We start from the raw sequence: 11746 nt of genomic DNA, 5'->3' as shown, positions 1-11746 counted from the left end.
GACAATATTTCCAATTTAGGGCCTGGAGGTGCCAATTTTTTTGGGCTTACCCTCCAATTATTAAGGGGTTGCATTACATGGTGGATACATACGAGCAAGCTCTCCAATAGGCCCACCAGTCTGGCTATGATTCGGTCTTAGCTTTTCCCAATAAGAGTTCGTTGGAAAAATCTTACCATTCGCCTTATACATACCTTTCTTACCAAGAAGGATGTTGTACATAATATCCATACTGCAGCGAATTTGATTGATAGGCTCGATTGTTGTTTCATATCCTGAGGCAAATTGACAATTCTTTCCGCGCCAATAACGCGCATCTCTTTTTCGATTTAATTGGAAGAGGCCAGTAGGGCGATCTGTAGCATCTGGGACTCGTCCAGTATTTACTTTTGTTGGATCACATGAAGATTCTACTTGGGCAATGGAAGCGAACATCCAAACCCAAAATCTCTTTCTTTGTTCTTTATTAAGATTATACCAATTTGGACACGTATATGGCCTTGCAGTCATTCCCTTGATTTCATCATAGAGAAACATCTCTGAAGCACCTTTTTCGTTATCGATATATTCCGTAATCATCTGTCCCCAAACACCTTCATTACCATCTTCAGTAATGAACATCTCACAGCCCTTGTTGAAGTACTTTCCATCTCTGCGGTGTTCAGTAGGAAGAGGATCTCCTTGAGAGATTGTATTGTCTTCCACCTGGCAATTGTGGCAATTTCCATCGGGAGGGTTCGTGACGCTATTGATAACACTATTGAGCTCATTCAAGAAATCGGTCTTTCTTGAATTGAGATCGTTACTATAAGAATTAAAATTTAAAAATAGAGTCGAAAGAAGAATGAGAGACTTCATTATTTTGCCTCCTTATTCTTTTGAACTTTCTTATAGACGCACTTTATACCACTTTCTTTTGATTCATAGTTGATCGTATCTTTTTTGATTTCTATAGATTGTGTGCTGATTGAGTCTTTCTGTTTTGCAGAAACTTTACAGTTCTTTACTTCACTAATTTGAGTTACTTTTGTCTTTGTATAAGCGAATGTTGAAGTGTAGGTACAATCCGATTTCTCAACTTCTTTCTTATCTTTAAGGGGACCGATAAAAATTCGATGACCAATTCTAAGACCTTTCTTTGGTGACTTTTCATCAACAAATTGAATATCTGAAGCATCACAAAAGTCAGAGTTTCTTACTAGGGTTTTGTATTCACCAACGTGCTTTTTCATCGTGGAGATGAAGTCATTTGCTGAAGCGGCCATTACCATTGTTGGAAGAGCTAAAAGCGCCACCACTTTACAGATACTTATAGTTGAAATCTTAATCATACTAGTCCTCTTATTACCACTCGAATTATACCATTTTATAAGGGGTTAGGGCATTTAGGAGACAAGATTTCCTCATCAATAATTATGTGGCCTAAGTATTGTGTTCATTATTACACACTCTATGACATATACAGGCTTTCATTGGTAGTAATGACTATTACAAAAATGGGAGAAGCGTATGAAAAAAATGGTCAATATTGCGACGTTGATGACACTTGCACTACTTGTGTCATGTAATGCCGAGAAAATATCAAAGGTTAAATTTGTCCATGCTCTAGAGGGGGAATCTCTTTCTGGTGAAATGAAAATTAACGGGCAAGAGTTAAATCTATCTGGATCAGCTGAAGAGTCATTTGAAGTGAAGCCGATGTATCCAAGAAAGTTAAAGCTAAAGCTAGACTATAATCATGGGCCTGAGCTTAATAAGCTTTCAGCAACTGAAATTAATATGGAATTTGAAGTACGTAACTACGATTCTGAAGAGGGAAGTGTAGATCTTAGAAAAGCAGGATCTGTAAAACTTCAAGGTGATAAACTAAAATTAACAAATTGTACTAATACAGTTGATTTCAAAGTTGATGGAAGTGAGCTTATCGTTGATATGTCAAAATTCAAAAGTCTTGCATCTTGTAAAGTTGTAGGAAAGTACAAAAATTATAATCGTATTGGTGAAGAAGGTCGTCTACACAATGGTTTTGGACGAAACTTCTTTAAGTTTGCAACTGACTCTCAGTTTGGGAAAGAAGCTGCTTATGAAATCGTAAATAATTTTTCGCGCTATATTTATCAAGATGGTGAAATGGCGGAATACTTAAAAACAATGATCACAAAAATTGCTAAGGCATCAGATATGCCTGAAGTTGAACCAAAGGTCTTCTTTATTAATGCACCAATCGAAAATGCTTTTGCTCTTCCTGGTGGTTATGTATTTGTCTTTAGAGGTCTCGTTGATTCTCTAGAAACAGAAGCAGAGCTTGCAGGTGTTTTAGGACACGAATGGGCGCACGTAACTGAAAGACACGGTACAGAATCTGTGACAAGAAACTTAAAGTCAATTGCTACTAAGTTTGTTGGAGCTGGTTTTGTTTGGGCAAACTTCGGAATTCTTGGTGGAGCTGCAACTTACTATGTCTATGACAAGTTAGAAGATATTCCACTTATGGGATTTAGCCGTATTCAGGAACTCGAGGCCGACAAGCTAGGTGTTCAATATGCGTATAAAGCAGGATATTCTCCTTACGGGCTTGGAAAGTACTTCTCATCGGTTCCTGATTATGATGAGACTTTCTTTCAAGCAATTACTTCGAGTCACCCAAAATCATCAACTCGTGTTGAAAAAATTGAAGAATTAATCTTTAACTACATTCCATATGACTCTTCTCTTGTTGTTACAAGTACTGAGTACGAAAAAGCAAAAGAGTCGATTGATGAACTACAGGCAATGCCACCATATGTTGTTAGACAACTAATGGTTTCGATGGGGGCCCTTGTTGAATCAAGTATTAAAAAGAGTGTACGTAAGAAATTAAAACTAGATCATAAATTAGAAGAACGATAAAAATGAGGCCCTCGAAAGAGGGCCTTTTTTTTTTAGAATGTAAGTCCAATTCCTAAGAATACTTCATTAATACTTTCTTCAGTTTCATGTGTTCTAACAAAACGATAACCAAAGTCGACAGGGATTGCCCTGAAGATAGACGTATTAAAGACAAGCTCTGCCCCATAGCTACTGATATGAAATCCATTGTCCGCTGAAATAGGATAGACTTTCGTATTATCATAGAAGAGATTCATATAGATACGCTTAAAGTAGATAAGAGCTGCAATATTGTAGTCCGGATAGAAAAGAGGGAATAGGTAATTTGAACTTGTTTTAATATATCTCTTTGATGCGAAATAATCATATCCACGAGAAAATACATATCCCATAATCTCTTGTGATGTTGGTTGGAAACGATAACTCGTTCCATTTCCATATTCTTCCCCAGTGACTGAAAATTTAAATCCGTTATTTCTAAACAGGCCTGGCGTTGTTAGTGTGATATCACCAAACCAGCGATAATCTCCAACAAGACCAGTCGTATCATCCGTGCTTGCATCTTGATACATACCTAGTAGCGAGAAACTCCATGGAGAAATAATTGATCTTGCAGTGAAGTCTTTATAAAGTTCAATATTCAGCGATGTCGTTTGACGAATTAAATCGGCCTCACCACTGATATCAATATCATTTGAGTTATAGTCTTTTGTTTGCACGTACTCTGCGCTGTAACCCAATGTAATATTTAGATTGTATAAGTTATGGCGAGAAACAAATGGGAGTTGTACTTGAGCTCCAACAGCATTCTCATCCCAACCGTAATCATCATTATCTGTACCGAGACGACTTACTTCTCTTTCTCTTAAGTCAGCAAGTAAGCTAAAGATTGGCCAATACCTCTTAAAGTCTATTTGTAGTGAAGAATAAGGTGTATTCTCAGCAGCTTCATAGCCAAGGTTAACATTCCAACCAAAGTCTCTTAGATAGTTGTCTGCCCACAGGGATAGGCCATAACCTTGTCCAACAAAGAAGCTCCATGAGTGAGGTGTGAAGGCCCTCCAATCAAATCCTGAGTAATCTTTTTCTTTGTATTGTTCATAGTTCTTAGTTGCGACTTCTTTACGATCTTTAAAATCAACTCTTTCAAAGTTATTTAAACGATCACTAGGACTATCTTTAGAGTAGTATTTATTGGGATCTGTAAGGTATGAAATAGGAATGGACTGGCAATTATCTGTTGTCACTTTACTAATTCTTTTTCCATTGATTGTTTGTTCAGAAAATAGAATTTCACCATTAGTCATTGTCGGTGCGTAGGCCGCGATTTTAGAAGTTGTACACTTCGCTAATGAGTTGGTATCAAAATTGAATTTGAAAACTTCTACCGCACCGTTGTATTGCCCTTCAAATAAAATATTATTTTTAAAATCTGATTGTAGCCAGTATAGATTGTTAAAACTAATTGGTATTAAAGGTGTTACTTGTTGTGTTTCAAAATTTGCTTTTACAATTCCCTTTCCACCTGTGTCGACTGTTACTAGAGCGATAACTTCATTGCTGTTAATGGCCACTGCTTCAAGAAATTTATACTTCTCATTTTTAATGTGACGTAACATATTTCCCGCAAGATCAATCTCTTGGACAAGCCACTTGTTTTTTGAGTCAAAATTAATCGCAGTGATTTTATCTCCAGCTTTATTAAAATGAGGGTTATATAATCGCTGTCCTGAAGTAATATATTTTTTGCTGCCATCTTTTAAATCGATAAGACTTAAATCAGAATAGCTTTTAAATCCATAGCGCCAATGTGGTAAAAAGTGAGACTGAATAGCATGAGTCTTACTATAATCAAGTCGTGTTAAATCTTCGCTGTAGGGGATATCTGTAAGAACTTCTTTTTCCCCATGAGATTCTCTAATTAAACGATAGAAGTTATTAAGGTCATATTCTAAGTAATATAAATCATCACCATTTTTAAATTGGTTAGTCTTAATCTTAAATTCTGTTGTTTTTAATTCTGGAAAACTATCTTTTTTCCACTTCTTTCTAAGTTCTTCAAATGCTTCGTAGTAGAAGTCGTAAAAGTCGACACCTGAAGCATTTTCGATTGCACCAACAATACCATTTGGATATGGCCTTGCTGTCACATTGTCCATAACAACGTCCCAAAAATTATCACCGTACTTTTTGTAACCATGAGAAATAAGAACATAACCATAAATATACCAACTCACGAGTTGGTCATTGTATGTACCATTTACAAATTGGTCATATGTTGGTGTTTCTCCTTTTAAGAGGATTGCTTTAAGTCTTGCCATAAAGCGAGAAGAGCGTCCACGCCCTGACTGAGTATACTTTGTTTCAGCGTAAACGGCGTCACCTTCCATATACCATGGTTTTCTAGCTACATAACTTAATATCGCTTGGCCAGAATCTCCCATCAGTACATCAAAAGCTTTAACCGTTTTCTTGTTGAAAATATCTTGTTGGATAATGTGGCGATACTCATGAATGGATAAATTTTCGTGCCATTCAACTGTACTAACGTGAGCAAAAAAGTTCGTTGAATCGAACCACTCTGTTCTTCTAGGTGCAAGAGTAACAAAACCATTTGGGTCACCCATCTGTGGACGATAAATTAAGCTTACTTGCTTTGGTTTTTGCAGGCCATATGAAAGTCCAACATATTTTGAGTAGTGCTCCATAAGATTTGCCATATAAATTGCATTATCTTTAAAGCCTGTTGGATAGATAACTTGAACAAACTCATTTTCTACCGTTGACCAATTTTGAGGGGGGCTTTGAGTATTTGCCCAATTATGTTGGGCCAATGTGTGAAAAGAAGTTGATAATATAAAGGCAATTAAAATCGCAAATCTTTGCATTAATGTCTCGCTATGTTTAAGTCTAATTTTGTTTATATAAATTAAACTTTATTGTCGTGAATATGTAAACGAAATGCTGATAAGGATAGTTTATGAGAATACTTCTTTTAGGTGCTACAGGACTGGTTGGCGGCCAAATATTAAAACAAGCATTAGAGAATCAAAGTGTTGATTTTGTGGTTGCACCCGTACGCCGAGAAATTGGTTCACACACTAAACTAAGTGCACCTATTATCGACTTTGATCATATAACGACAGCTATGCTTAAGGAATGGAATATTGATGCAGTCATTTGTGCTCTTGGGACAACCATTAAAGTGGCCGGGAGTAGGGAAGCTTTTTCAAAAGTCGATTATGAATACCCTCTCTCATTTGCAAAATGTGCAAAAGAGGCCGGTGTTGAAATCTTTGTTTTAAACTCAGCAATGGGTGCAGACGAAAACTCAAGATTCTTCTATAACCAAGTTAAGGGGAGAATAGAAAATGCCTTAAAAGATTTAAAGTTCAGATCTCTCTATCTCATAAGGCCTGGGCTCATTGGTGGAGAGAGAAAAGAGTTTCGTCCTGGTGAGCTTCTCGGGAAAATAATTTTAAAGTCACTACACTATGTCTTACCAAAAAAGTTGCGTATTAACCCTGCTTCATCAATTGCAAATGCCATGTTAATGGCCGCAATTGAGGGAAAAAGTGGAGTTGAAATCATGACATCTGACAGGTTAATTTAAATTCAAAAATGAGTTTTCAATATCTTAGTTCGAGATTGATATAAATTTTGTTCCGATTACATTTTATAATTTAACTATCTGAAATTACTGTTAAGAAATCGTAATAGTTGTCGATAAGTAGAGATATAGATTTTTCATCTATGGGGATTTTTTATATTTCGGAGAACTATGTGAGCGAAGCTTTTAAGAAAGGTATTGAGTGGGATATTATCAGTCTTGCTAATTATGTGTCAGAAATTGTTTCAAAAGAAAGTGGAAACATTTTAGGGCCAGCACAACAATCGATGGTAACAAGTCGTCTAAAAAAGAGAATGATGACCTTAGGTTGTTCGACTCCAGAAGATTACTATAGTTATCTTACGAAGAATTATAATAAGGAATCGTCTCATCTCATTTCGATGCTGACGACTCACCATACTTACTTCTTTAGAGAGTTTTCACACTTTGAATATCTCTTAAAAAATATTGATAGTATCGTTGCAAATGCTAAGAAGCGTGGAGATTCAACTATTAGAATTCTTTCGGCCGCTTGTAGTCGTGGACAAGAAGTGTATTCTCTTGGAATGTTCTTCAATCACCACTTGAAGAATTACCCAGGTATGCGCTTTGAAATTATCGGAACTGATATTGATCCGGAAAGTGTAAAGATTGCTAAGAATGGTGTCTATCGCTACCGTGAAATTAAATCAATTCCTACAGTATACTTAACTGGAAATTGGATGCGTGGCTCTGGTGAAATTTCAAAGTTCGCAAAAGTGAACGCTAATATCAAGGATAACTGTCAATTTGGTGTTATGAATTTACTTTCACCTGAGAAGTTCTTAGGAAGTAAGAAATTTGATGTGATTTTTTGTCGCAACGTTTTTATCTACTTCGACCAAAAATCAATTGAAAATATCGTCGTAAATTTTAAGAAGTATCTTCATAAGGATGCTTTATTTGTCACGGGGATTAGCGAGTCTCTTAAAGGGACTAGCTTAAAAGTTCAAACATTAGCACCTAGTGTTTACTGTCTTGATCCGTCAGTACCAGCTAAAACTGAGAGAACTCTTAGCCTTGTTAAAGATGGTGGTACACCAATTACGAGAACGACTTCAAGACCGAGTTCAATTCTTTCATCCATTCCAAAGCCTATTCGTATGCTAATTGTGGATGATAGTTCTTCAGTTGTGAAGCTACTGACAAAAATCTTTGAAAAAGACGAGGACTTTGAAGTTGTTGGAACGGCCGCTAATGGTGTTGAGGCACAAGAATTTCTTAGAAGTAATAAGGTCGATGCCATGACGCTTGATATTCACATGCCTGAGATGGATGGTGTTGAATACCTTAAAAAGAACTATCGTATGGGTCACCCAAATGTCATTGTTGTTTCAAGTGCCAGTCGAGAAGATACTCGCTACGCCCAAGAAACTCTTAACAATGGTGCATGTGACTTTGTTGAAAAACCTGCTCTTAATAATCTTTCTGAAAGAGCGGAAGAGATTAAGAACAAAATTAAAATGTCATTCCTTAACTCTGGAACAGCGATGACTCGCATTGACCGCTCATTCCAAAAGAGCTTTGATATTAAATCACCAGACACAAAGGCGCGCTTCTTTGTTGGAAGCTTTAGTGATAAGAAGAAGATCGTTGCAACTCTTGATGAATTAAGAGGAAATCAACCGCCAATATTCTTATTCTTTGAAGGTAATGGAAATTTCCTCGAGATGATTAGTGAAGAGTTTAAGTCTGTCCCAAATGTTGAAGTCTTTTCTCAACTGACTACCGTTGTGAATAACGCTGTCTATATTTGCGACTTCAAGAATCATTTTGCAGCTGTTAACTCAAAAACATCTTCAAGAAAGAAAAGCTTATCGGTATTTGGTATCGTTTCAAAACAAGTAGAGAATTCATTCTTTGATTTAAAGAATACTCAAATTCTTATCGAAGATACTGAAAGTATTAACGAAAGTGTTAAAGAGGTCGCTTCAGATATTTTCCCATGGACGAGTTTTGCTCACCTTGGAACTGAATATCTTGCTGACGATGAATAGTAACAAGCTTTACTAATATCGTTTAATATTGTTTAATCTCTCCTGAATTAACTTCGGGAGAGATAATGCAAAGTCATACAAAAGTATTTTGGAAAATTCGTCTACAAACTATAATTTGGCTTGTGCTAATTCTCGGCTTTTTTTCAAGTCTACCTGTAATTCTAAATTGGCCTACAATGTATATCTATATATTGATAGCCAGTTTCTTTTTAGCTTTACCACTCGGCTGGCTAATGACAAAAATTTGTAATTCACATACTCTTAAAACAAATTGGCTACGTTGTTCGCTAGGGCTATTTTTCTTTTCTACTGGGATTGTTTCATTACCAATCTATTATTCAATTGTCATAACAGAAACGAATCCCGCTCTTCAGCCACAGACTGTTTTAGTTAACGGTGATAAAACAGTTACATTCCAAGGGATGCAACATATTGGTTCTGAAAATTTTTATAAATCTGTTATTTATGATGTTGAAGAAGCTCTCGCAAATGGCTTTGTTATTTACTATGAGGGCGTTCAAACTAATTCGCCTGAATCAAAAGACTTCTTTGAGAAGATGACTGCCGGGATTACCGGTGGGCAAAAAAACTTAGCTGAAACATACTCTGCAATTGGTAAAGCTTGTGGACTAAAGTTTCAATTGGATTACTTTCAACTTCTTGAAGCTGATAAGAAAGAGCATCCTGAAAGGCATATTACTGCCGATGTTGATGCACTTGAGTTAAAAGCTGAGTTTGAACGTTTAATGAAAACTGATAAACAATTTGCAAAGAACAATAAAGACTTCTTTAAAGTTGCTGAGCAGGGAAGTGGTGATGATCCAAGTGCTGCACTTGTATCATTTTTAAAATCTGGAAGCGAAGGTCAGAAGAAATTAGCTGGAATTGTATGCCGTGGTTTTATGTCTAAGAATATGGGGAAATCGGAATCTGGAAAAGTGTTAAGTATTGAGCCTGTTATTTTGGACTACAGAAATCGTGAACTTGCTAAAAGAATTATCAATGATTCTAATAAAAAGATTTTCATCACTTATGGTGCAAAACATTTCTCAGGTGTTCTTGAACTTTTAAAAGAAAACGATCCCAATTGGGAAGTGCGTTCAGTTAAGTGGATGAGAACAATTGAGACACCAAAAAAGGAGTATGAGGCAAAGTTGTAAGATATTGACTCTAACACTTTATCGAATGTAGTATGTCCAAATGGAAAACTCTTTTAGTGCTTTTTTATTTTTGTGTTTTATCTTAACTATTACTCCTGGTTCAGATACCGCATTAGTTTTAAAAAGTTCAATAAGTGGTAATCGAAAAAATATTATGGCCACTATTTTGGGGATTTGTTCAGGGCTTTTTATTCACGCTGTGATGTCATCTCTCGGGCTCTCTGCAATCTTACAACAATCTGCTGAACTGTTTCACGTTGTTAAAATGATTGGTGCAGGCTATCTAATCTATTTAGGTGTACGTGCTTTATATGAAGCATGGTTTACTGGTAGTAATTCAAACTTAGTATTCGGTTCTAGGAGTGAAGAGAGACAAGTCTCTGTCTCAAGTGAATTCCGTAAAGGACTCTTAACAAATATATTGAATCCAAAAGTTGCAATCTTCTATTTAACTTTTCTTCCTCAATTTATTGATATTAATTCAAATCCACTTACTCAATCAATAGGCTTGTCGCTAGTTCATATTAGCTTAAATCTAGCTTGGCTTTTCCTATTTGGAAGCTTTATTACTTTCTTTAAGGGCCATTTTGAAAAGGGGAGAACTAAGCGCATTGTTGAAATATTAAGCGGTTCAGCTTTTTTATTTTTTGGCCTTGCATTAGCGAGAAGTAAAGATTAATTCCTGCTCTTCTTTATTGGCCCACCCTCATTTTCAAATCTTTCAAGTTGTTCTTGTTTGCGTTTCTCTTGAGTTAAGGAGTAAATCTCATTCAAGAACTCTCGAGCTTGTGTATTGGTTACTTGTGGAAACTCTAGATAGAATTCACCAACTGAAAGAAAATTGTGAGGTGTTTCAAGTATAAGCATATCGTCTACTAAATTTGTGATGTTACTCCATGCCTCTCTTGAACACACTGGAGCAACAACTTGTATTTTATTCGGTTGGTGCTGTTTGATCAATTTAATCGCGGCCCTTACTGTCGCACCTGTTGCAATACCGTCGTCGACGATGAGAATATCGCGGCCGGAAAGATCCATTGGCGTATGGTTCTTTCTCAATAACTTCGCTTGCTCAATTGCCTCTTGCTTTTTTGCATTAGTTAATCGTCGTAGTTGTAGATCATTGAGGCCAAAGTGACTTACTAACTCTTTATTGTAATAAATATCACCTAACTCAGTAACAGCACCAATTGCCAACTCTTGATTTCTTGGCGCCCCAATTTTCTTTACACAGAACACATCGAGAGGTAACTCGAATCTTTTTGCAATCTCATAGGCAACTGGAACACCGCCTCTAGGAAGTGCAATCACCACAGTATTACTATCTGCGAGTATTTTATCTTTGTATTCTTCAGCAAGTAGTTTGCCTGCCTCGTTTCGACTCTTGAACATCTTCACTTCCTCTTAGGCAATCTTAACTTGTCGCTTTTCATCGATTGGACATTGGATAGCAGACTCTTTTTCAATTTCTAATTTCACAATTTGAGATAAGTCATAGAGCTCATTACCAATTGTTTGAATAATGTCATCAGACGAAATAATTCCTACAATCTGATCCCTTCCATTAACAACGGGAAGGCGCTTCACACCATTGGCCTGCATTTTTTTAATCGTATCGACCACGCTATCTTTTGGTGTACATAGAACAACATTTTGAGTCATGATTTCACTCACTTTTGAATTTGGTTCAATCTTTCCTTCTTTGCCAAATGAAATTGCGATGTCTCTATCGGTTAAAATTCCAATAGGCGTGTTCTTCTTTCCTGTAACATTATCCACAACAACGATAGCGCCCACATGTTTTTCATACATCTGCTTAGCAGCGTCTTTCAAGGTCGCATTGGAATTTATGATGACAGTATTTTTTTGAATCATATCTTTAATCGCCATTTTTTTCTCCTTATAAGCTTTTCTTTCAAGATGATTATAAGAGGAGTTATTAGCAGATAAGATTTAATTATTTTTAAAGAAAGGTTTTGATTAATTTGCGATTACTGTTCAGGTCAGCGCTAGAGTATCGTTTAAAAATGGAAATATCTTATTTATTTAAAGAATGGAGCGCGTGATACTGA

General features: G+C 36.3%; 10 protein-coding genes. 5 read left to right on the top strand and 5 right to left on the bottom strand.

From position 1 onward, the window contains the following. Window positions 1-60: 60 nt before the first annotated feature. Window positions 61-858 carry a hypothetical protein gene (locus ABMA72_RS06795; RefSeq protein ID WP_392857324.1) on the bottom strand — a complete coding sequence of 266 codons (798 nt, stop codon included), beginning with the start codon at window positions 856-858 and terminating at the stop codon, window positions 61-63. After that, window positions 858-1331: a hypothetical protein gene (locus tag ABMA72_RS06790; RefSeq protein WP_392857323.1), complete on the bottom strand. Its 474-nt coding sequence runs from the start codon at window positions 1329-1331 to the stop codon at window positions 858-860. The genes ABMA72_RS06795 and ABMA72_RS06790 overlap by 1 nt, the downstream gene beginning before the upstream one ends. A 178-nt stretch (window positions 1332-1509) precedes the next feature. Between ABMA72_RS06790 and ABMA72_RS06785 the strand changes: the two genes are divergently transcribed. Further along, complete coding sequence (locus ABMA72_RS06785) at window positions 1510-2889, top strand: M48 family metallopeptidase (RefSeq protein ID WP_393056613.1); 1380 nt, start codon at window positions 1510-1512, stop codon at window positions 2887-2889. 32 nt (window positions 2890-2921) lie between these two features. Here ABMA72_RS06785 and ABMA72_RS06780 read toward each other — a convergent pair whose 3' ends face one another. Then, on the bottom strand, window positions 2922-5756 hold the full coding sequence (locus ABMA72_RS06780) for a hypothetical protein (protein ID WP_393056611.1): 2835 nt from the start codon (window positions 5754-5756) through the stop codon (window positions 2922-2924). Between the two features lie 92 nt (window positions 5757-5848). On the opposite strand from ABMA72_RS06780, the gene ABMA72_RS06775 reads away from it, so the two are divergent. The 4 genes from ABMA72_RS06775 to ABMA72_RS06760 all read left to right on the top strand — a co-directional run bounded on the left by ABMA72_RS06775 (window position 5849) and on the right by ABMA72_RS06760 (window position 10353). Next, on the top strand, window positions 5849-6481 hold the full coding sequence (locus tag ABMA72_RS06775; RefSeq protein WP_393056609.1) for an NAD(P)H-binding protein: 633 nt from the start codon (window positions 5849-5851) through the stop codon (window positions 6479-6481). A gap of 170 nt (window positions 6482-6651) precedes the next feature. Next, window positions 6652-8514 (top strand): CheR family methyltransferase, encoded by a 1863-nt coding sequence (locus tag ABMA72_RS06770; protein ID WP_393056607.1) that lies wholly within the window; start codon window positions 6652-6654, stop codon window positions 8512-8514. A gap of 233 nt (window positions 8515-8747) precedes the next feature. Continuing rightward, window positions 8748-9674: a hypothetical protein gene (locus tag ABMA72_RS06765; RefSeq protein WP_393056605.1), complete on the top strand. Its 927-nt coding sequence runs from the start codon at window positions 8748-8750 to the stop codon at window positions 9672-9674. Window positions 9675-9714: 40 nt separating this feature from the next. Then, the gene (locus ABMA72_RS06760; protein WP_393056604.1) at window positions 9715-10353 is read left to right on the top strand and encodes a LysE family translocator; all 639 of its coding nucleotides are present in this window, start codon (window positions 9715-9717) and stop codon (window positions 10351-10353) included. On the opposite strand, the gene ABMA72_RS06755 is transcribed toward ABMA72_RS06760, so the two are convergent. Both ABMA72_RS06755 and ABMA72_RS06750 read right to left on the bottom strand, forming a co-directional pair. Further along, a complete protein-coding gene (locus ABMA72_RS06755) occupies window positions 10350-11066 on the bottom strand; it encodes a phosphoribosyltransferase (RefSeq protein WP_393056602.1) in 717 nt (238 codons plus the stop codon). The two genes, ABMA72_RS06760 and ABMA72_RS06755, sit on opposite strands and share 4 nt — an antisense overlap. Window positions 11067-11078: 12 nt before the next feature. Next, window positions 11079-11564 carry a cyclic nucleotide-binding/CBS domain-containing protein gene (locus tag ABMA72_RS06750; RefSeq protein WP_392857313.1) on the bottom strand — a complete coding sequence of 162 codons (486 nt, stop codon included), beginning with the start codon at window positions 11562-11564 and terminating at the stop codon, window positions 11079-11081. Between the last annotated feature and the right edge of the window lie 182 nt (window positions 11565-11746).

Origin of the sequence: Halobacteriovorax sp. CON-3, from assembly GCF_043196995.1 — a bacterium.
In the GTDB taxonomy this organism is placed as follows: Bacteria; Bdellovibrionota; Bacteriovoracia; order Bacteriovoracales; family Bacteriovoracaceae; genus Halobacteriovorax_A.
This window is presented reverse-complemented; position numbering and strand designations above follow the sequence as displayed.

Bases quoted from the DNA above. Each gene is read 5' to 3' on its own strand.
- ABMA72_RS06780 (WP_393056611.1), bottom strand. From the start codon at position 5,756: ATGCAAAGATTTGCGATTTTAATTGCCTTTATATTATCAACTTCTTTT.
- ABMA72_RS06755 (WP_393056602.1), bottom strand. From the start codon at position 11,066: ATGTTCAAGAGTCGAAACGAGGCAGGCAAACTACTTGCTGAAGAATAC.
- ABMA72_RS06795 (WP_392857324.1), bottom strand. From the start codon at position 858: ATGAAGTCTCTCATTCTTCTTTCGACTCTATTTTTAAATTTTAATTCT.
- ABMA72_RS06790 (WP_392857323.1), bottom strand. From the start codon at position 1,331: ATGATTAAGATTTCAACTATAAGTATCTGTAAAGTGGTGGCGCTTTTA.
- ABMA72_RS06760 (WP_393056604.1), top strand. From the start codon at position 9,715: ATGGAAAACTCTTTTAGTGCTTTTTTATTTTTGTGTTTTATCTTAACT.
- ABMA72_RS06765 (WP_393056605.1), top strand. From the start codon at position 8,748: ATGACAAAAATTTGTAATTCACATACTCTTAAAACAAATTGGCTACGT.
- ABMA72_RS06750 (WP_392857313.1), bottom strand. From the start codon at position 11,564: ATGGCGATTAAAGATATGATTCAAAAAAATACTGTCATCATAAATTCC.
- ABMA72_RS06775 (WP_393056609.1), top strand. From the start codon at position 5,849: ATGAGAATACTTCTTTTAGGTGCTACAGGACTGGTTGGCGGCCAAATA.
- ABMA72_RS06785 (WP_393056613.1), top strand. From the start codon at position 1,510: ATGAAAAAAATGGTCAATATTGCGACGTTGATGACACTTGCACTACTT.